This window comes from Chromobacterium sp. FG22 (assembly GCF_057809415.1).
Genome location: NZ_JBMDJX010000003.1, coordinates 180,548 through 202,346, shown reverse-complemented (window position 1 = coordinate 202,346; position 21,799 = coordinate 180,548). Strand labels below are relative to the sequence as shown.

Below are 21,799 nucleotides of genomic sequence, written 5' to 3'. Positions count from 1 at the left end.
TCGCACGCCGCCGCGAGCGCGCCAGCCTGGTGTGTTAAGGATTATTGTGTAGAAATTGTGCGGCGGCGCGCCGGCGGAGCGCCGCCGCCCTTTCTCATTTCACGCAGTCGACGCAGTAGACCCTGCGGCCGTCCAGTTCCGTCGCCACCAGCCCGTGCACATCGGTTTCGAAGCCGGGCAGCTCGCGGTTGAAGTCTTGGGCGAAGCGCAGGTAGTCGACGATGGTCTTGTTGAAGCGCTCGCCGGGAATCAGCAGCGGGATGCCCGGCGGGTAGGGCGTCAACAGCACCGCGGTGACGCGGCCTTCCAGCTGCTCCACCGGCACGCGTTCGATCTCGCGGTGGGCCATCTTGGCGAAGGCGTCGGCCGGACGCATCGCCGGCTCCATTTCCGACAGATAGATCTCGGTGGTGATGCGGGCCACATCGTGTTTGCTGTAGAGCCGATGGATGCGCTGGCACAGATCGCGCAGGCCGACGCGCTCGTATTGCGGGTGCTGGGCGATGAAGTCCGGCATCACCCGCCACATCGGCTGGTTTTTGTCGAAGTCGTCCTTGAATTGCTGCAGCAGGGAGATCAGCGTGTTCCAGCGGCCCTTGGTGATGCCGATGGTGAACATGATGAAGAAGCTGTACAGCCCGGTCTTTTCCACCACCACGCCGTGTTCGGTCAGATACTTGGTGACGATGGCGGCGGGAATGCCCATCTCTTCGAAACTGCCGTCCACATCCAGGCCCGGAGTCAGCACCGTGGCCTTGATCGGGTCCAGCATATTGAAGCCGTCCTCAATGCCGACGAAGCCGTGCCAGCGCTCGTTCGGGCGCAGTTGCCACTCGGCCGGGTCGCAGATGCCGTCGTCGGACAGATCGTCCGGTCCCCAGACGCTGAACCACCAGTCGCGGCCGTATTCCTCGTCCACTTTGCGCATGGCGCGGCGGAAGTCCAGCGCCTCCACCAGCGATTCTTCCACCAGTGCCTGTCCGCCCGGCTGTTCCATCATCGCCGCCGCCACATCGCAGCTGGCGATGATGGAGTACTGCGGGCTGGTGGACGTGTGCATCAGATAGGCTTCGTTGAACCAAGCGGTGTCCAACTGGCGTTGCTCCGGGTCCTGCACCAGGATCTGCGAGGCCTGGCTGATGCCGGCCAGCAGTTTGTGGGTGGACTGGGTGGAGAAGATCAGGCTGTCCTTGCAGCGCGGCCGGCCTTCGCCGATGGCGTGGAAGTCGCCGTAGAAATCATGGAAGCCGGCGTGCGGCAGCCAGGCTTCGTCGAAGTGCAGGGTATCGACCTCGCCGTCCAGCAGATGCTTGATGTCCTCCACGTTGTAGATAATGCCGTCGTAGGTGGACTGGGTCAGGGTCAGGATGCGCGGCTTGGCTTGCGGGTTTTTGGCCAGCGCTTCGCGGGCGAAGGGGTTGGCCTGAATTTTCTTCTTGATGTTGTCGAGCTGGAATTCGGACTTAGGAATCGGGCCGATGATGCCGTAATGGTTGCGCGTCGGCATCAGGAACACCGGGATGGCGCCGGTCATCATGATGGCGTGCAGATTGGATTTGTGGCAGTTGCGGTCCACCAGCACGATGTCGCCGGCCGCCACGCAGCTGTGCCAGACGATTTTGTTGGAAGTGGAGGTGCCGTTGGTGACGAAGAACAGGTGGTCGGCGTTGAAGATGCGCGCGGCATTGCGTTCCGAAGCGGCGATGGGGCCGGTGTGGTCCAGCAGCTGGCCCAGTTCGTCCACCGCGTTGCAGACGTCGGCGCGCAGCATGTTTTCGCCAAAGAACTGGTGGAACATCTGGCCCACCGGGCTCTTCAGGAAGGCGACGCCGCCGGAATGGCCGGGGCAGTGCCAGGAGTAGGAACCGTCGTGGGCGTAATCCACCAGCGCGCGGAAAAACGGCGGCGCCAGGCTGTCCAGATAGCTCTTGGCCTCGCGGATGATGTGGCGGGCGACAAACTCCGGCGTGTCCTCGTGCATGTGAATGAAGCCGTGCAACTCGCGCAGGATGTCGTTGGGAATGTGGCGCGCGGTGCGGGTTTCGCCGTATAGATAGACCGGGATGTCCGGATTGCGGCGGCGGATTTCCGCGACGAAGCCGTAGAGCTTGCCCAGCGCTTCCTGCGCCGCGTCCTCGGTGTGGAATTCCTCGTCGTCTATCGACAGGATGAAGCCGGCGGCGCGGCTTTGCTGCTGGGCGAAGGAAGTCAGGTCGCCGTAGCTGGTGTAGCCGATCACGCTCATGCCTTCCGCCTCCATAGCGGCGGCGAGTTCGCGGATGCCGGAGCCGCTGGTGTTTTCCGAGCGGAAGTCCTCGTCGATGATCACGATGGGGAAATGAAAACGCATACCTGAGTCCTTGTTGCTGTTAACTCGGACACGCGCGGGGGCGGGACGCGGATGGGCCGTCGGCTCGCCGTGGGCGAGGGCCGAAGCCGCGGGCACCTGTAACCCTTTGCGGTGTCACTCGGTGCGCGTTGGGGCGCAGTTCTGTACGCACGGGCAGACCGGGGTCCGCCGCCGCCATGGAGGCTGGCCTTGAGGCGCGAATAAAAACAGGGCGCTTTGCGCCGCGGTCCGTAGTCGGCTCGCGCTGTGCTGTCTGCGCGGGCGGCACGTCTGCCGGCCTGGAGAACATCCCAAGAAAGCGCGCATTTTAGACCTTTTGCTTGTCATGTTGTTGCGCAGCAAAATTTTTTCCGCGAAAAAAACGCCTGACGGCGGCCAGGCGCGATGCGGCGGCGATGTCTTGGGGACATCAGCCCAAGTCAACGGATTGTTTTTAATCGAATTTGTCCTGGGGCGAGCCATCTTGCTCGCCAGCCGGCGCGGCCGGCGGCGGCTGTTGTTTTTTGCCACGCCTGGCCCAGTACAAGCCCAGAGCCTTGGCGACGATGGCGCCGCCGCTGAGCAGCAGCAAAAAGAGCAAGGGCGCGGCCACCAGCCAGGGGAAGAAGGCGATCAGTCCGGCGAAGATCAGCAGCGCCATGCCTATGGTCAGGAAGGCGGACGCCTCGCTGGCGTCGACATTGCGGGTGCCACGCACCACCACGCCCAGCGCGTCGCCGATCCGCGCCGCTTGCCGCGCGGCGGCGCTGGCGCCGCTGAGGGCGGCGGTATGCGGCGGCAGCAGCAGGCCGTGATAGTCCTTGGGCCGCGGCTTGGTCAGCGTCGGGCGGCGGCGCTGGCCGGCCAGGATCACTTCGGTGGCGTGGTCCAGATCCTGAAGGAACCGCTCGGCCAGCTTTTCCGCCAAGGCCTGGTCCTCCACCGCCACGTCCAGTTCGCGGTTGGCCAGCCAGCTGGACAGATTGAGGTTGGTGGAGCCGATGCGCGCCCAGCGGCCGTCCGCCACCGCGGTTTTGGCGTGGATCATCGGGCCGTCCCATTCGAAGACGCGCACGCCGGCCTCCAGCAGCGGGCGGTACTGGGTACGCGACACCGTGGCGATCCAGCCGATGTCGCTGGAGCGCGGCACCAGCAAGCGGACGTCGACGCCGTCGCGCGCGGCCTGTTTCAGCGCGGTCAGATACATGCTGGTGCCCATGAAGTAGGCGTCGGTCAGCCACAGGGTGCGTCGGGCGAAGCAGGCGATCAGCAAGTCCAGCCGCATCATTTGCGCGGTGGCGGGCGTGGTGGCGATCAGGCGCGCCGCCACCGCGCCGCAGTTTTCCAATGGCGGCGGCGTCAGCCATTCCGCGGACAGCGGGCCGCCGCAGCTGGCCCAGCTGTCGGCGAAGGCCGCCAGCGCGTCGGCCGCCAGCGGTCCGCTGAATTTGACGCCGGTATCGCGCCAGGGCTCTTGGCCGCGCTCCGGACGGCCTTCCCAGCTGGAGCTGATGCACAGGCCGGACACGAAGACGGTCCGGCGGTCGATCACGATCAGCTTGCGATGATTGCGCCCCAGCATGCTGAGGCCGGCGGTCAGAGACGGCGGGTTGTAGGCGCGCAATTCCGCTCCCGCGGCCTGCAAGGGCTTGAAGAAACTGCCCAGATGCGTTTTCCAGCTGCCCAGCCAATCGTAAAGCAGGCAGACCTTCACTCCGGCGCGCGCGCGTTCAATCAGCAGATCCCGTATGCGCAGGCCAAACGCGTCCTTGGCGAAGATATACATCTCGATGAAGATCGATTCCCGGCTGTCGGCGATGGCCTGTTCCCAAGCCGGGAAGTTCTCCACGCTGTCGTAGAGCAGTTCCAGCTGATTGCCGCCCACCAGCGGGGCGCCGGCGGAGCGGGAAAACGCCTGCTCGGCCAGGTGACGGATCAGCTCCTGATTGGCGGGGTGGGGGGACAGAATGGGCATTATATTTGGCTATTGTTTGACAATATACTGAATTTGGTTGAAATCGCCATTTTGGATGTCCTTGACAAGGCGGCTTGACAGTCGTTTTATTGAACGTTCGCGTCACAAAATCACAATTAATCCGCCGTGAAAACACGATTTTTCGACATCGAAAAATCAAAAAAATCACTGTAACATGATGATTTTTATCGTCTAATGCGGTGCACAAAAACCGGTTGCAGGGTCAAGCTCCTTGCCCTTAGAATCGAAACATTCGTTTCACATTATAAGCAGGACAAAGCTATGGACAGACAACGCTGGCTACAGGGCACCCTGTACCATCCGGACTTCGAGCAGGATAGCTGCGGTTTTGGCTTGATCGCCCAGCTTGACGACAAACCCAGTCACTGGCTGGTGGAAACCGCCATCTCCTCGCTGGCCAAATTGACCCACCGCGGCGCGGTGGCCGCCGACGGCAAATCCGGCGACGGCTGCGGCCTGTTGTTTCGCAAGCCGGACGGTTTTTTGCGCGAAGTCGCCGCTGCGGCTGGATTGACGCTGAAGCCAGTGTACGCCGCCGGGCTGGTGTTCCACCATCCCGATCCGGAACAGGGAGAGCGCAGCTTGCGCCGCCTGCGCGAGTTTCTGGAGTCCCAGGGTTTGGAGGTGTCAGGTTTCCGACAGGTTCCCACCGACGACAGCGCCTGTGGGGAGGCGGCTTTGGCCTCGCTTCCCGCCATGGTCCAGGTCTTTGTTAACTGTCCATTCGGCATGGATGAATTAATGTTCCAGCGCCGTTTGTACATGGGTCGTCGCCAGGCTGAGAAAGCCAATAAGGCGGACGACCCGTTTTTTTATCTGCCGACCTTGTCGCCGCATACTCTGTCCTACAAAGGCCTGGTGACGCCGGAGAACCTATCCAAGTTCTTCCTGGATTTGAACGATCCCCGCTTCGAGTCCAGCCTGGCCGTATTCCACCAGCGCTTCTCCACCAATACCTGGCCGCAGTGGAAGCTGGCGCAGCCTTTCCGTTTCCTTGCCCACAACGGCGAAATCAACACCGTGCAGGGCAACCGCCATTGGGCGCGCGCGCGCGAGCGCATCATGGCGTCTCCGCATCTGGACATGGACGCGGTGCGCCCCATCGTGCAGACCGATGGCTCCGACTCGATGTCGCTGGACAATATGCTGGAAGGCCTGCTGATGGGCGGCATCCCGCTGTTCCGCGCCCTGCGTCTGCTGGTGCCGCCGGCCTGGCAGAACGTCGACTCCACCGACAAGGACTTGCGCGCCTTTTATGAATTCAACTCCATGCATATGGAGCCGTGGGACGGCCCGGCCGGCATCGTGCTCACCGACGGCCGCTACGCCGCCTGCATGTTGGACCGCAACGGCCTGCGGCCGGCCCGCTGGGTGCTGACCCGGGACAATGTGCTGACCATTGCCTCCGAAGTGGGGGTGTGGGACTACCAGCCCGAAAATGTGGTGCGCAAGGGCCGGGTCAAGCCGGGTCAGCTGTTCGCCGCGGATTTGGCCACCGGCGAGCTCTTGTTGCCGGAGGAAATCGACGCCCAATTGAAGAGCGCCAAGCCGTATCGGCAATGGATCAAGGACAGCGCCAAATACCTGGAGCTGTCGATCGAGGACGACGCCGGTGTCGAGCCTTTGTCCAAGGACGAACTGGCGCGTTTGCAAAAGCTGTTCAATATCAGCTTTGAAGAGCGAGACCAAATCCTGCGCGTGTTGGCCGAGGACGGCCAGGAGGCGGTGGGTTCGATGGGGGACGATACGCCGATGGCGGTGCTGAGCCGGAAAGTGCGCTCGCCCTTCGACTATCTGCGCCAGCAATTCGCCCAGGTGACCAACCCGCCTATCGATCCGATCCGCGAAGCGGTGGTGATGTCGCTGAACACGGTGTTCGGACCGGAACGCAATATGTTCGAGGAGAGCGCCGAGCACGCCAAGCGGCTGGAAGTGCGCTCCCCGGTGCTGTCGCACGAGAAATTCACCCGCGTCACCACGCGGCCGGAGCCTTATCTGAAGGCGACGACCTTCGACCTGTGCTACGACCCCAGCGAAACCGACTTGCGCCAGGCGCTGGAGACGCTGACCCGGCATGTCGTGGACGCGGTCAAGGAGGGCACGGTCATCGTGGTGCTGTCCGATCGCCATGTGACGCCTCAGCGCCTGCCCATCCCGGCGCTGTTCGCCACCGGCGCGGTGCACCACGCGCTGATCGACAGCGGCTTGCGCTGCAAGACCAATATCCTGGTGGAAACCGGCACGGTGCGCGACGCGCACCAGATGGCCTGCATCATCGGCTACGGCGCCACCGCGGTATACCCCTATCTGGCTTATCAAAGCATCATCGAGCTGGTGCAGAGCGGCGAGGTCAAACTCAAGCTCAACGAAGCCTTGCAGCACTATCGCAAGGGCATCAACAAGGGTTTGCTCAAAGTGTTGTCCAAGATGGGCATTTCCACCATCGCCTCCTATCGCGGCGCGCAGCTGTTCGAAGCGGTAGGCGTACACGAGGAAGTGGTGGAGTTGTGTCTGAAGGGCACGGTGTCGCGGGTGTCCGGCGCGGGTTTCGCCGACTTCGAGGACGATCAGCGCAAGCTGGCGCGTTTCGCCTTCAACCCGATGCGGCCGATCTCCCAGGGCGGCTTGCTCAAGTACGTGCACGGCGAGGAATACCACGCCTATAACCCCGATGTGGTGACCCTGCTGCAAAAAGCGGTGCAGAACGACGATTACCAGGCCTATCAGCAATACGCCGAGGCGGTGAACCAGCGCCCGGTGGCGATGTTGCGCGACCTGATGCAGGTGCAGCCGCTGGGCGAGCCTATCTCCATCGACGAAGTGGAGCCGGTGGAGGCCATCCTCAAGCGCTTCGATTCCGCGGGGATGTCGCTCGGCGCCTTGTCGCCTGAGGCGCATGAAGCGCTGGCGATCGCGATGAACCGCCTGGGCGGCCGTTCCAACTCCGGCGAGGGCGGCGAAGACGCCGCGCGCTACGGCACCGAGAAGATGTCCAAGATCAAGCAGGTGGCCTCGGGACGCTTCGGCGTCACGCCGCATTACCTGGTCAATGCCGAAGTGCTACAGATCAAGGTGGCGCAAGGCGCCAAGCCGGGTGAGGGCGGCCAGCTGCCCGGGGACAAGGTGTCCGGCCTGATTGCGCGGCTGCGCCACGCCAAGGAAGGCATCAGCCTGATCTCGCCGCCGCCGCACCATGACATTTACTCGATTGAAGACCTGGCGCAGCTGATTTTCGATCTCAAGCAGGTCAACCCGTCCGCGCTGGTGTCGGTCAAGCTGGTGGCCGAACCCGGCGTCGGCACCATCGCCGCAGGCGTGGCCAAGGCCTACGCCGACCTGATCACCATCTCCGGCTACGACGGCGGCACCGGCGCCTCGCCGCTGACCTCGGTCAAATACGCCGGCTCCCCATGGGAGCTGGGCCTGTCCGAAGCCCAGCAGGTGCTGCGCGCCAACGGCCTGCGCGGCCGGGTGCGGGTGCAGACCGACGGCGGTTTGAAGACCGGCCTGGACGTGATCAAGGCGGCGATGATGGGCGCGGAGAGCTTTGGCTTCGGCACTGGCCCCATGGTGGCGTTGGGTTGCAAATACCTGCGCATCTGCCATCTGAACAACTGCGCCACCGGCGTGGCCACTCAGGAAATCAAGCTGCGCTCCAAGTACTTCACCGGCTTGCCGGAAATGGTGATGAACTACTTCCTGTTCATCGCGCGCGAAACCCGCGAGTGGATGGCCAAGCTGGGGGTGCGCAATATGGAGCAACTGATCGGCCGGATGGACTTGCTGAGCCTGACGGCCGGCGACACCGACAAGCAGCAGAAGCTGGACCTGTCGCCGCTGCTGTCGCAAGGCCGGGTGCCGGACAGCGAGCCGCGTTTCTGCGTCAGCGCCAGCAATCCCTCCTTCGACAAGGGCGAGCTGGCGGAAGCCATTCTGCAGGACGCCTTGTCCGCCATCCACAATAAACAGATGTTGGAGCTGAGCTATCCGATCGAGAATACCCACCGCTCCATCGGCGCGCGCCTGTCCGGCGAGATCGCCCGCGTGCACGGCGCGGCGGGCCTGCCGTTCGGCTGTCTCAAGATCAAGTTCAGCGGCAGCGCCGGGCAAAGTTTCGGCGTATGGAACGCGTCCGGTCTGCATCTGGAACTGGAAGGCGACGCCAACGACTATGTGGGCAAGGGCATGGCCGGCGGCCGGGTGACCATCTATCCGCCCAAGAACGCGGGATACCGGGCGGGCGAGTCCATCATCATCGGCAATACCTGTCTGTACGGGGCTACCGGCGGCCAGTTGTTCGCCGCGGGCGTGGCGGGCGAGCGTTTCGGCGTGCGCAACTCCGGCGCGCTGGCCGTCATCGAAGGCGCCGGCGACCATTGCTGCGAATACATGACCGGCGGCAGCGTTATCGTGCTGGGCGAAACCGGCTACAACTTCGGCGCCGGCATGACCGGCGGCTTCGCCTTCGTCTACGACCCGAATGAGAAATTCGCTTATCGCTATAACAACGAGCTGATCGACATCCACCTGATCAACGGCGAAGCCATGGGCATGTATCGCGCCTATCTATTGGAAAAGATCGCCAAGCACGTTGAGTTGACCGGTTCCGAGACGGCCAAAGCGATGCTGGAGAACTTCGACGATTACGTCGATTACTTCTGGCTGGTCAAACCCAAGGCGGCCAAGCTAGACAGCCTGCTCAAGGACTAAGACGCGCAGAGCGGGGCGGCCCTGGCGCCGTTCCGCCGATACCTCATTCAAAACCCGGGCGCCTGCGGGCGACGGGCCCAGCAAGACAGGAAACAACCATGAGCGATGTTTTCCAATTCATGAAGCTTTCGCGCAACCCCGGCGACAAGGTGGACGCCACGGTGCGCAAGATCGAATTCAAAGAAATCTATCAGCCGTTGCACAGCGTGGACGCGGCCGACCAGGCCGGCCGCTGCTTGTCCTGTGGCAACCCGTACTGCGAATGGGAGTGCCCGGTGCACAACTACATCCCCAACTGGCTGAAGTTGGTGGAAGAGGGGCGTCTGTTCGAGGCGGCGGAAATGTCGCACAAAACCAATAGCCTGCCGGAAATCTGCGGCCGGGTCTGCCCGCAGGACCGTCTGTGCGAAGGCGCGTGCACCCTGAACCAGGGCGGCTTCGGGGCGGTTTCCATCGGCAGCATCGAGAAATACATTACCGACGAGGCCTTCAAAGCTGGTTGGCGGCCGGATATGTCCAAGGTGGTGTGGACGGACAAGAAAGTCGCAGTAATCGGCGCCGGCCCGGCCGGCCTGGCCTGTGCCGACGTATTGGTGCGCAATGGCGTCAAGGCGGTGGTGTTTGACCGCTACGAGGAAATCGGCGGCCTGCTGACCTTTGGCATTCCGGAGTTCAAGCTGGAAAAATCCGTGATCAAGCGCCGCCGCGAGATCATGGAGGGCATGGGGGTGGAGTTTGTGCTCAACACCGAGATCGGCAAGGATATCCAGATAGAAGAGTTGCTGGAACAATACGACGCCATCTTCATGGGCATGGGCGCGTACAAGTATATGAAGGGCGGCTTTCCTGGAGAGGATTTGCCCGGAGTGTTGGAAGCCCTGCCTTACTTGATCAATAATGTGCGCCAAGGACTGGGCACGCTGCCGGATGGCGAAGAGCCGATCACGATGCAAGGCAAACGCGTCATGGTGTTGGGTGGGGGGGATACCGCGATGGACTGCAATCGCACCGCGATACGCCAGGGCGCGAAAAGCGTGATTTGTGCCTACCGTCGAGATGAGGCGAATATGCCGGGCTCCAAGCGCGAGGTCGCCAACGCGCGCGAAGAAGGTGTAGAGTTTTTGTGGAATCGGCAGCCGGTTTCCATCAAAGCGACGATAGGTGGAGCCCTAGCTGTGACTTTGGTCGAAACCAACTTGGGCGAACCCGACCTCAAAGGCCGCCGTATCGCCGAGATTGTGCCCGGTAGTGAAGCAATCGTAGAATGCGACCAAGTTATCATCGCTTTCGGTTTCCAAGTGGAAGTAGCATCATGGGCGGAAAGGCAGGGCATCGCCACCGCTCCCAATGCTCGTGTCCTTGCTGCTGCGCATGGTGCATATAAATACCAGACTGGAAACCCCGAGATCTTTGCCGGTGGTGACATGGTTCGTGGTGCAGACTTGGTGGTTAGAGCAGTATTTGACGGGCGACAGGCGGCGGAAGGGATGTTGGGATACCTAGATGTTTAGTCGCAGGAAGTAGTGACTGAGAGTACATGATTTGCTGCGCATTGATAATGTTGTGTTATGAACATCATTGAGATATTCGCTTGTGGCAACGGGTGCGGCTTCAGACTATTTTCGTTATGCCTTGTGTTTGCTTGTGATCGTCCATTAGGCTCGTAATGAGCAATGAACCTAGATCCGTGTCAACTCTTTGTGGGGGAGCTCTAATAATGTAGCCTCCTTAGTATGATATTGAGTACAATGTTCAAGTTCTTACAGAACATACTTTCGACGTGTCAAAAATTGCCTTTTTAGAGTGGGATATGATGGGCGCGTATTTGGAATTGTTTTTTTCATATTGGATAGACGTCTAGATTGTATGACCAGCCGCCAAGCAAGATTGCAGGAAGATACCTATTTTAGAGTTATGCGTATCCTGCAAGAAAATCCGGACCTCACTCAGCGAGAGCTGGCAGATAGACTAGGCATCAGTGTAGGTGGGCTGAATTATTGCCTGAAGGCTCTGATTGAAAAGGGCTTGGTGAAAATGAAGAACTTTGGTCATTCAAAGAATAAATTTGGTTACGTCTATATTCTTACGCCAAGTGGTATTGCTGAAAAGGCTGCTATTGCGCATGGTTTCTTGCAGCGCAAGATTGAGGAGTATGAGGCGCTGAGGGCTGAAATTGAAGTGCTTAAGTCAGAAGTCGAAATTCAAATGATTAAAGTGCACAAGAAACATGGTTAATATTGTAGCGGCTACTATTTTTTGTGTTTCAGGTATTTGTTTGTGATTGCTTGCTCGAACTGGCTTTTCTGTCTAAATTTGGCGGCCATTCGGACTGCAATTATTTGAGCGAAGTTAGGTTGTTATATCAGAGTGAGATGGTATTGTTTGGTTTTAAGGTTATTGTGGAGTAGGTGCCAATGTTGAATTCGCAGAAAATATACATCTTAGCTTGCCGGGGCGCGGAGGGGGGCTATTGTACGTGGAGTTCAGATTTTGGATGGTGTGAAAATATGCAAAAGTATATGTTGATTAATATAAATGGTTACGACGTCAATGTCAGTGTGGAGTAAATGGCTGCTGTGACAACCGCTAAACTAGTAGATGGGCGTCAGTTTCAAGTTGAGGGAAATACTTCACTATTGGATGCTGCAACGGCCTCCGGGTTAAGACTTCCCTATAGCTGTCGAACTGGCCGTTGTAGTACTTGCAAGGCAAAGGTCCTGAGTGGCTCAACATTTCCTTTGCTGGATGAAGCAGGTCTTACTCCTGAGGAGTTGGAAGAAGGGTGGATTTTGACTTGTGCGCGATCTGCTCAATCAGATATCGAGCTTGAAGTTGATGATCTAGGTGGTATTGCTTTTCCCGTACCCAAGACCTTGCCTTGCCGTATATTTCTCCTGGAAAGACTTGCCACAGATGTTGTCAAGGTTTTGTTACGTCTCCCTCCTGCAGCAAACTTTGAATTCATTCCGGGGCAGTATATTGATGTGATTGGTCCTGGTGGTGTGCGGCGTAGCTATTCGTTAGCCAATTCCAATTTTTCTGAAAAACTGCTAGAGCTCCATATTCGCGAGGTTGATGGGGGGGTGCTGAGCCAATACTGGTTCAATCAGGCTAAGGTGGGGGATCTTCTGCGTCTTAATGGCCCGCTTGGTACCTTTTTGTTAAGAGATATCGCGGATATCGATATATACTTCCTCGCTACTGGTACGGGCATTGCTCCAGTTAAGGCTATGCTGGAGTCAATTACATATTTGCCGATTGAAAGAAAGCCTAATTCTGTGACGGTGCTATGGGGTGGGCGTAAACTCAACGATTTTTATCTGGATATGTCCAATATTGCAGGAGAGCACAACTATATTCCTGTGCTGTCTCGTGTGCATGAAGGCTGGGCCGGTAAAATAGGCTACATCCAAAATGTGGTGCTTGATTTGGTGTCTGATTGGAGTAACGTGGCACTCTATGCTTGTGGGTCTGATGCAATGATCCACGGCGCCAAAAAAATGCTTACAGATGCTGGATTACCAGCTAAGCGGTTTTACTCCGATGCCTTTGTGTGCTCGGCAAGTAATTGATCGAATAGAAAGGGCTAAAATGAAGGCAGTGATTCTTGCAGGTGGGCTCGGCACGAGACTGAGCGAAGAGACATCTGTTCGTCCTAAGCCAATGGTGGAGGTGGGTGGTAAGCCGATTCTTTGGCATATCATGAAAATGTATTCTCATCATGGCATACATGATTTTATTATTTGCTGTGGTTATAAGGGTTACTTTATTAAAGAGTATTTTGCGAACTACTTCTTGCATATGTCGGATGTGACGTTTGATATGCAAGCTAACAGCATGCATGTTCATGAAAAGCGTGCCGAACCCTGGAAAGTGACACTGGTTGACACCGGGGATGATTCCATGACAGGTGGTCGCCTTGGCCGGGTGGCTGATTATGTGAAGGACGAAGAAGCCTTCTGTTTTACCTACGGTGATGGTGTCAGTGATATTGATATTTCAGCGACGATTGCTTTCCATCGTCAGCATGGAAAAGCTGCCACATTGACGGCGACCTATCCGCCGGGACGGTTTGGCGCACTGGACATTCAGAGCAATCAAGTCATGAGCTTCAAGGAAAAGCCGAAGGGTGATGGCGCCATGATTAATGGGGGATTCTTTGTTTTGAGTCCTAAAGTGCTGGAATATATCAAAGGCGATAGTACCGTCTGGGAGCAAGAGCCGTTGACGCAGCTGGCTGAGGATGGGCAGCTTATGGCCTATGAACACCAGGGTTTCTGGCAGCCTATGGATACGCTGCGGGACAAGCACTTGCTGGAAGAACTCTGGATAAGTGGCAAGGCCCCCTGGAAAAAATGGGGTTCGAAGTGATATCGCAGCAAACCAGGCCGGAGTTCTGGCGTAACAAACGCGTACTGTTGACGGGGCATACTGGCTTTAAAGGTAGTTGGCTCTCTCTCTGGCTTCAGGCTATGGGCGCCGAACTGCGAGGTATCGCGCTTCAGCCTCCCACGACACCTGCACTGTTTGATGTAGCCCGAGTGGCTGAGGGCATGGATCATCAGGTCGTAGATATCCGCGACTATGAAAAAATCTGTGCGTTAGTTGCAGACTTTCAGCCCGAAATTCTGATCCATATGGCAGCACAACCTTTGGTTCGTCTGTCGTATCAGCAGCCTGTTGAAACCTATGCCACAAATGTCATGGGCACCGTGCATGTTTTAGAGGCTGCACGTAAGGCTGGCAGTGTTCGGGCAATCGTCAATGTCACCACTGACAAATGCTACGAGAACAAGGAATGGCTCTGGGGCTATCGAGAAGATGAGCCGATGGGCGGTTATGATCCGTATTCGAATAGCAAGGGTTGTGCTGAACTGGTGAGTAGTGCCTATCGAAAGTCCTTTCTCAAGAATGAAGGCATTGCCATGGCGACGGCGCGAGCAGGCAATGTCATTGGTGGTGGCGATTGGGCATTGGATAGGCTGGTGCCGGACATCCTTCGTGCTTTGGAAAAACAGCAACCCGTTCAGATTCGCAATCCACATGCCATTCGTCCTTGGCAGCATGTGCTGGAACCGCTGTCGGGCTACCTCCTGCTGGCAGAGCGGTTGTACGAAAATGGTCAAGCAGATGCGGAGGGCTGGAACTTCGGTCCCTGCGATGAAGATGCACGTCCCGTTCAATGGATAGTCGAGCAACTCTGCGAAACTTGGGGGCGGGGCGCGACATGGTCTTTGCAGGCGGGTGATCACCCGCATGAGGCCAGCTACCTTAAGTTGGATATTTCCAAAGCACGGCAACGCCTGAGTTGGTCGCCACTATGGCCGTTGCAAATGGCGCTTTCCCGCATTACTGACTGGCATCAGGCCTGGTTGTCCGGCGCAGATATGCGCGCTTGTTGCCTTGATCAAATCACACAATATCAGAGTAAAAAATGAGTACAGCATCTACCGTTAATTTCCAGCCGCAACTCGATAAACTCCGCTCGCAAATTAGTGAGCTAGTGCAGCAATACGCTGAAATCGCCCACGCGCCCAAACCCTTTGTAGCCGGCCAAAGTGCAGTTCCGGTTTCGGGCAAGGTCATCGGTGCAAAAGAACTGCAGTTGATGGTGGATGCCTCACTCGATGGCTGGCTGACGACCGGTCGTTTCAATGCCATGTTTGAAGAGCGGCTGGCCAAGTTTCTGGGAGTGAAGTATCTGATTACTGTGAACTCCGGCTCCTCTGCCAACTTGGTGGCATTCTCGGCACTGACCAGTCCCAAGCTGGGAGATCGTGCCATCAAACAGGGGGACGAAGTCATCGGCGTGGCAGCCGGATTCCCGACAACGGTCAACCCTATCCTCCAGTTTGGTGCCGTCCCGGTGTTTGTTGATGTGGATCTTGCCACGCACAACATTGACGCCAGCAAGATTGAAGCAGCCATCACCTCCAAGACCAAAGCCATCATGCTGGCCCATAGCTTGGGCAATCCCTTCAATCTGGAAGTGGTGACGGCTCTGTGCAAGAAATACAATCTTTGGCTGGTGGAGGATTGCTGCGATGCCTTGGGCGCAACCTACAATGGCCAACTGGTCGGCACTTTCGGCGATATCGCCACGTTGAGTTTCTACCCCGCACACCACATTACGATGGGTGAGGGCGGTGCAGTATTCACCAATAACCCCGATCTCAAGCTGATTGCAGAGTCCTTCCGCGACTGGGGCCGCGACTGCTACTGCGCACCTGGCAAAGACAATACCTGCGATAAGCGCTTCTGTTGGACGAAAAAAGACCTCGGCGGGGATCTGCCCGATGGTTATGACCACAAGTACACCTACAGCCATCTCGGTTACAACCTGAAGATTTCCGACATGCAGGCTGCCTGCGCGCTGGCGCAGATGGATCGTGTAGAAGAATTCATCGCCAAACGCCGCGCCAACTTTGCCTATCTGAAAAACCGGCTGGCTAGCGTCGAGCAGTTCCTGCATCTGCCGGAAGCAACGCCAAATAGTGAGCCGTCTTGGTTTGGCTTTCCTCTGATCGTGAAGGATAGCGCAGGGGTGAAACGCGCCGACCTGATCAACTTTCTGGAGGAGAACAAGATTGGCACGCGTTTGCTGTTTGCAGGCAATTTGACGAAACAGCCTTATATGGCTGGTCGCAACTTCCGGGTGAGTGGTGATTTGTTCAATACAGATGTCGTAATGAATCAGACTTTCTGGTTGGGTACTTTCCCAGCGCTGGGTCAAGAGCAACTGGATTACATCGCGGACAAGCTGGAAGAGTTCTTCGGCGTTAACTTCTAACAATAGAGCGAGACAAGACATGATTGACGAAGCTAAGGTCAGTGATCAGATTGCCCTGTTGTTGGAACAGATGGGCATTCGACATGCGTTTGGTATTATTGGTGCTGGCAATGTTCACCTGTTTGAGTCGATCACTCGACGGGGGTACACCGAGATAGTCTGCGTCCACCATGAGCAGGCGGCTACGATGGCGATGCAAACTTACTACCGTACGCACGGCAAGCTGGCTGCGGCGTTGCTCACCACTGGTGGGGGCTCCACCAATGGTGTGACTGGGGTTGTTTCGGCTTGGGCTGACTCCATCCCCGGTTTGGTGATTGCGGGCAATGAGAACGGTAAATTCTGCTTTCCCGAGAACCCTCTGCGGATGTGGGGGGTGCAGGGGTACGATTCAGTGCAGATGGTCGAGAAGGTGACCAAGTATGCTACTCGTGTGACTGAGCCTGAGCACGTGTTATATGAGCTTGAAAAGGCTGCCCATATCGCACTGGATCGTCGGCCTGGCCCGGTATGGGTTGAGATTCCCATGAGTGTTCAATCGACCCGCATAGATATAGCGTCGTTGGCTCGTTTCGAACCCGACCAATCGGAGAGGCTTGCGCCCAAGGATGACGCAGTGGCTCGTGTGGTTGAGGCGCTACGTGCAGCGAGGCGTCCAGTGTTGTGGCTCGGCCACGGCATCCGCTTGGCCGGAGCCACACAGCAGTTGATCGCGCTGATCGATGAGCTAGACATTCCGGTCTTGGTCAGTTGGGCCGGCATTGACATGCTCGACTCTCATCATCCTCGAGTTATCGGTCGAGCGGGTGTTTATGGCCAGCGTTCAGCCAATTTCGTCTTGCAGAATAGCGACTACGTTCTGTCCATCGGTAACCGCATGGCAATTCCGCAGGTGGGATATGACCTGTCGGAACTCGCGCGAGGTGCACAGATCGACGTAGTAGACATTGATGAGGCCGAGGGCGCGAAGCTGGGGGCTCGTGCGCGCGAATTCATTCATGCTGATGCCGGTGCCTTTATCGATGCTCTTCGACGGGCCGCTATGGGCGGTATAGGTATCAAGCCTGAGTGGCTTGCGCAATGCGCTCAATATCAGGAACAGTTTCCGTGGGTTGGTCCTGAGCACGCAGACTCCGAGGGTTATATCAACTCCTATCGCTTTATGGAGCGTCTGAATCACTTCTTCAAAGAAGATCAGGTGGTAGTTACGGATATGGGCACTGCACTGTTATGCGGACATCAAGTGCTCAAGTTCAAGCCGGGGCAGCGGCTGATGACAAGTACGGGTTTGGGCGAGATGGGGTATGGGTTACCTGCCGCGATAGGAGTCTCTTTTGCGAACAACCGTGGCGAAGTGATGTGCTTGAACTGTGATGGTGGAATGATGATGAATTTACAAGAGTTGCAAACTATTGCACATCATCATCTACCGATCAAGCTATTCATTTTCAATAATGATGGCTATTTGATGATTAAGCACACCCAGAATGCCCTATTCAGTAAGGCAGGTTATGTCGGTACAAGTAAAAGCTCCGGCGTTTCGTGCCCAGATTTCAGCAAAGTTGCCGCCGCATTCGATATACCTGCCTTTCAGATTCGAACGTGGGAGGAGTGCGATGATGTGCTAACTCAAGTTCAAGCCTTTGACGGTCCGGTGATTTGTGAGGTGTTTATGCACCCCGAACAGCCTTTTGTTCCGAAGTTATCCGTGGCATCGACACAGCAAGGCGCATTGGTGTCGCCGCCATTGGAGGACCTGTCGCCGCTCATCACGCTTTCGGAGTTGAGGTCGGCAATGCTAGTTGGCATTCACCCGAAGTCCGAGTCACTACGTTGAAGAGATTCGAGATGAGTCGAATCATTCAAGAAGATATTGAGTCGATATTGATGCACCCGTTACCGTGGGATCAATTCGATGGTAAGCATGTGTTGATTTCTGGTGCAGGAGGGTTCCTTCCTGCTTATATGGTGGAAGTTCTGGCTGCACGTAATAGAAATGGTGCAGGTACTAGAATAACGGGATTGGTGCGTTCACCGCAACGCGCTATGAGTCGTTTGGGACATTTGCAAAATTTAGGGCTGGAACTGATTGCGCACGACATTGTCAATCAGTTGCCGGAGTCCTTGGCTAAAGCTGATTTTGTTATTCATGCGGCAAGCCAGGCGAGTCCAAAATTTTATGGAAGCGATCCTGTTGGGACTTTGGGGGCCAATACTTTTGGCACAGCCCATATGCTGGAACATGCGTATAAGAGCAGTAGTGAATCCTTTTTGTTTTTCAGCAGTGGTGAGGTGTATGGCGTTCCCCGTAGCGGGGATGGATTGCTGGCAGAAAGTGATTATGGTTTTCTTGATCCGACCACTGTTAGGGCCTGCTACGGAGAGAGTAAGCGTTTGGGGGAAACCATGTGTGTTTCGTGGGCACATCAATATGGGGTTGCCGCAAAAATCGTCCGTCCATTTCACACCTACGGTCCTGGCATGGATCTGACTGATGGACGCGTTTTCGCCGATTTCGTTTCAGACGTTGTCTCAAGGCGTGACATTGTGCTCAAGAGTGATGGAACTGCTATCCGGCCCTTTTGCTATCTTAGTGACGCTGTTGCAGGCTTTTTTTCCATATTGCTGCTGGGTCAGACAGGTACAGCTTATAATATTGGAAATCCTGATGCCGAGATTTCCATTGCGGGCTTGGCTCATCTGTTAATGAAGTTATTTCCATCACGAGTTCAAAAAGTCCATCACGAACCACGTCAGGTCGGCAATACGGGGTATCTTGTCAGCCAGCTATCGAGAGCTTCACCTGATATTAGTCGAGCTAGACACCTGGGGTGGCAACCGGATATCTCTTTGGAGGTAGGGTTTGCCCGTACGGTGGAAAGTTTTCTTTTGGATTGAATATAGCAGCCTTTTTTCACGGGCGGAAACTTATGATCCCATCAAAAAAACAGCGGGTGGCCATTCTTGGTACCGGCAATATCGGCACCGACTTGCTGGTTAAGGTAATGCGCTCGAATGCATTGGAATGTGTGCTATTCGTTGGTCGTAACTTGCGATCTGATGGTATGCAGAAGGCTAGTCAGTTGGGTGTGACAATTTCGGATCGGGGCCTAGATGCTATTATCCAGCGTGCCGATGATATTGATATCGTATTCGACGCCACTTCGGCCGCAGCTCATTTAGAACATTGGCCTGTGCTAAAAAAACTCGGTAAGGTTGTCATAGATATGACCCCCGCTAAGCTAGGTGAACTGTGTGTGCCTGCGATCAATACCGAGCAGATCATTGGCAGCCATACGCAGAATATCAACATGATCACTTGCGGAGGGCAGGCCTCTGTGCCGATAGCCAACGCGATCGCGGCGGTACAGGATGACATTGGGTACATAGAGGTTGTGTCGAGCATTGCTTCTCGCAGTGCTGGTCCAGCTACTCGCGCCAACTTGGACGAGTATATTGAGACAACGGAACAGGCTCTGATCAAGTTCAGTGGCGCTCGCCAGGCCAAGGCAATTTTGATTTTGAACCCGGCGCATCCCCCCATCGATATGCAGACCACGATTTATGCAAAAATCGCTAACCCCGATCTGCCTGCAATCCAGGCTTCGGTTGAGGAGATGATGAAGCGTATCACCCAGTACGTACCTGGTTACCAGTTGATTGTTCCGCCCACGCTTGAGGGAGGCAAGATCATGACCACTGTTAAGGTGCTTGGTAATGGTGACTACTTGCCGCGTTATGCAGGTAATCTAGACATTATCAACTGTGCGGCCATTGGAATTGCCGAGCGTATTGCTCGACAGCAGATGGAGTCAATGTCATGAGCAAAAAGATTCTTATCAGCGACCCGACGCTACGGGATGGTAACCATGCTGTGCGCCACCAGATCTCACAAGAGCATTTTGCGACATACTGTGCTGCAGCTAACGCTGCTGGGGTACCGATTGTCGAAGTGGGACATGGCAATGGTCTTGGGGCCTCATCACTGCTAGTAGGTGAGTGTGCCCTGAGCGATGAGACCATTCTTAAAACGGCTCGTGAGCACCTCACACGCTCCAAGATGGCGGTTCACGCAATCCCTGGCTTTTGTACAATCCATCGGCACGTTACCATGGCGATGGATTTGGGCGTTGATGTGTTCCGTATTGCTTCTCATTGTACAGAGGCCGATATTACTCAGCGTCATATTGAATATGTGCGCAGGCATGGCAAGGAAGTCTACGGCGTGTTGATGATGAGTCACATGGCTTCACCTGAGACTCTGGCGGATGAGGCTCGAAAAATGGAAGCCTACGGTGCCGAAGCGCTAGTCATCATGGATTCGGCAGGAGCATATCTACCCGGCGATGTCACACGTCGCATTTCCACGTTGGTGGATGCGCTGAACATTCCAGTCGGCTTCCATGCGCATAATAATCTTGGCATGGGTATAGCTAATTCAGTTGCGGCTGTGGAGGCTGGCGCGACTATTATCGACGGTAGTGCGCGTGGTTTTGGTGCCGGCGCGGGTAATGCACAACTTGAGGTTTTGGTGGCCGTGTTCCAGCAAATGGGATTCGAAACGGGCATCGACTTGTATAAGATGCTTGATGCGGCCGACTTGGCTGAGAAGACGATGGTCAAGTCGATGCCGTACATCTCATCGACCAGCATTGTCAGCGGCATGTCAGGGGTGTTCTCGGGTTTCATTAAACAGGTCAACCATATCGGTGCCGAGCATGGCGTCGATCCCCGAGACATCTTTTTCGAGTTAGGTCGCCGTAAGGCCGTGGCAGGGCAGGAGAGTTTGATCCTTGAAGTGGCGCTGGCGCTTAAAGCTGGACAGTCCCGTAAGCAGGGGGGGCAACATGAATGACGATGTTTTGCAGCAGAGTATCCGTGGGGACTGTTTGGACTCTTTAAGGCTCCAGGAGGATTTGGTATCTCGCTTAGCCGAGCACAGAATCGCCGTAATTGGTGGAACTGGTTTTATCGGTACGTGGATCGCAGAAGTCGTTGCAGCATTGAACGACGAACAAGGGGGGCGAGTCCGAGTGGATCTGTTAGGTCGCTCGGCTGCTGCTTGGTGTCAGGCTCATCCCCACTTGGCCAGTCGGGATGACGTGCGAGTACAAACTGCGGATGTGCGGTCCTCCTTCGAACTTTCGCGGGAGACAACGTTGGTGCTGTTCGCAGCGGGTATTGCTGATCCACGTGTGCATGCATCGGAACCACTCCGGGTTTACGAAACCATACAAAGTGGCATGTCGTACTCATTGGCGGCCTCTGCGCGTTTGGAACTGTTGCAGCGCTTCGTCAATCTCAGCTCTGGCTTGGTGCGGGGTGGGCAGATGCAAGATCAAGCCTTGGGTGAGGAGGATATTGGGGTCTTGGATTTTACCCGCGCACATAATGTATATGCTGAGTCGCGACGAGCCGCTGAGAATCTTGTGAGCATCTATGCGAGTCAATGCCGGATTCCAGTCAGTACTGCCCGTGCTTTTACCTTCTTAGGGCCGTATCAGCCATTGGGTGCTCCTTGGGCGGCTAACGATTTCATACGCGATGCACTCTCTGGCAACGATATCAGGCTCCATGGAGACGGTGCCACTCGTCGCAGCTATCTCTATGGAAGTGATGCGGCATGTTGGCTGCTGCGAATTCTTGTTGATGGACAAGATGGAGAAATTTACAACCTTGGTGGAGCTCAACCCATCAGTCACGCCGCAGTTGCGGGTATGGTGGCTGCCCGCACCGTACCGACTCCGTCACTTGTTTACAAGAGCCAGCCAGCCGCTACTGGCCGTCGTCACGACTTCTTCCCTGACTTGGGAAAAGTGCAGAGGGAATTTGGGCTGCGACAGGCCTTCGAGGTCGAGGCTGCTCTTGAGCGTGCCATGCTGTGGCATGCTCGTCGTCTAGGTGTAATGCGTCGTGTGCGTCAGGAGATCGGTGCATAGTGAATTACGTCGCTAATCTGATCATTGTGGAAGAA

Annotated in this window: 14 protein-coding genes; 12 read left to right on the top strand and 2 right to left on the bottom strand. The window is 56.4% G+C overall.

Features of this window, described 5'->3' with window-relative positions; genetic code table 11:
* Window positions 1-94: 94 nt before the first annotated feature.
* Together ACODSD_RS04500 and ACODSD_RS04495 are read right to left on the bottom strand one after the other, a co-directional pair.
* The gene (locus ACODSD_RS04500; protein ID WP_488876871.1) at window positions 95-2,350 is read right to left on the bottom strand and encodes an Orn/Lys/Arg family decarboxylase; all 2,256 of its coding nucleotides are present in this window, start codon (window positions 2,348-2,350) and stop codon (window positions 95-97) included.
* 433 nt (window positions 2,351-2,783) lie between these two features.
* On the bottom strand, window positions 2,784-4,304 hold the full coding sequence (locus ACODSD_RS04495) for a phospholipase D-like domain-containing protein (RefSeq protein ID WP_488876870.1): 1,521 nt from the start codon (window positions 4,302-4,304) through the stop codon (window positions 2,784-2,786).
* Between the two features lie 282 nt (window positions 4,305-4,586).
* Between ACODSD_RS04495 and gltB the strand changes: the two genes are divergently transcribed.
* From gltB to ACODSD_RS04435, 12 genes are all read left to right on the top strand, one after another.
* Window positions 4,587-9,035: a glutamate synthase large subunit gene (gene gltB / locus ACODSD_RS04490; protein ID WP_488876869.1), complete on the top strand. Its 4,449-nt coding sequence runs from the start codon at window positions 4,587-4,589 to the stop codon at window positions 9,033-9,035.
* 98 nt (window positions 9,036-9,133) lie between these two features.
* Window positions 9,134-10,546 carry an FAD-dependent oxidoreductase gene (locus tag ACODSD_RS04485; RefSeq protein WP_488876868.1) on the top strand — a complete coding sequence of 471 codons (1,413 nt, stop codon included), beginning with the start codon at window positions 9,134-9,136 and terminating at the stop codon, window positions 10,544-10,546.
* 355 nt (window positions 10,547-10,901) lie between these two features.
* Window positions 10,902-11,270 (top strand): MarR family EPS-associated transcriptional regulator, encoded by a 369-nt coding sequence (locus ACODSD_RS04480; RefSeq protein ID WP_488876867.1) that lies wholly within the window; start codon window positions 10,902-10,904, stop codon window positions 11,268-11,270.
* Window positions 11,271-11,602: 332 nt separating this feature from the next.
* Complete coding sequence (locus ACODSD_RS04475) at window positions 11,603-12,607, top strand: 2Fe-2S iron-sulfur cluster-binding protein (protein ID WP_488876866.1); 1,005 nt, start codon at window positions 11,603-11,605, stop codon at window positions 12,605-12,607.
* Window positions 12,608-12,626: 19 nt separating this feature from the next.
* Window positions 12,627-13,406 carry a glucose-1-phosphate cytidylyltransferase gene (rfbF, locus tag ACODSD_RS04470; RefSeq protein ID WP_488876865.1) on the top strand — a complete coding sequence of 260 codons (780 nt, stop codon included), beginning with the start codon at window positions 12,627-12,629 and terminating at the stop codon, window positions 13,404-13,406.
* A complete protein-coding gene (gene rfbG / locus ACODSD_RS04465; RefSeq protein WP_488876864.1) occupies window positions 13,391-14,473 on the top strand; it encodes a CDP-glucose 4,6-dehydratase in 1,083 nt (360 codons plus the stop codon). Before rfbF ends, rfbG begins: the two co-directional genes overlap by 16 nt.
* Window positions 14,470-15,825 (top strand): lipopolysaccharide biosynthesis protein RfbH, encoded by a 1,356-nt coding sequence (gene rfbH, locus ACODSD_RS04460; protein ID WP_488876863.1) that lies wholly within the window; start codon window positions 14,470-14,472, stop codon window positions 15,823-15,825. Before rfbG ends, rfbH begins: the two co-directional genes overlap by 4 nt.
* Before the next feature lie 19 nt (window positions 15,826-15,844).
* Window positions 15,845-17,662, top strand: coding sequence for a thiamine pyrophosphate-binding protein (locus ACODSD_RS04455; RefSeq protein ID WP_488876862.1), 1,818 nt, complete (start codon window positions 15,845-15,847; stop codon window positions 17,660-17,662).
* 11 nt (window positions 17,663-17,673) lie between these two features.
* Window positions 17,674-18,723 (top strand): NAD-dependent epimerase/dehydratase family protein, encoded by a 1,050-nt coding sequence (locus ACODSD_RS04450; protein ID WP_488876861.1) that lies wholly within the window; start codon window positions 17,674-17,676, stop codon window positions 18,721-18,723.
* A gap of 32 nt (window positions 18,724-18,755) precedes the next feature.
* On the top strand, window positions 18,756-19,649 hold the full coding sequence (locus tag ACODSD_RS04445) for an acetaldehyde dehydrogenase (acetylating) (protein WP_488876860.1): 894 nt from the start codon (window positions 18,756-18,758) through the stop codon (window positions 19,647-19,649).
* Complete coding sequence (dmpG, locus tag ACODSD_RS04440) at window positions 19,646-20,680, top strand: 4-hydroxy-2-oxovalerate aldolase (RefSeq protein WP_488876859.1); 1,035 nt, start codon at window positions 19,646-19,648, stop codon at window positions 20,678-20,680. Before ACODSD_RS04445 ends, dmpG begins: the two co-directional genes overlap by 4 nt.
* Window positions 20,673-21,764 (top strand): NAD-dependent epimerase/dehydratase family protein, encoded by a 1,092-nt coding sequence (locus ACODSD_RS04435; RefSeq protein WP_488876858.1) that lies wholly within the window; start codon window positions 20,673-20,675, stop codon window positions 21,762-21,764. Before dmpG ends, ACODSD_RS04435 begins: the two co-directional genes overlap by 8 nt.
* Window positions 21,765-21,799: the final 35 nt, after the last annotated feature.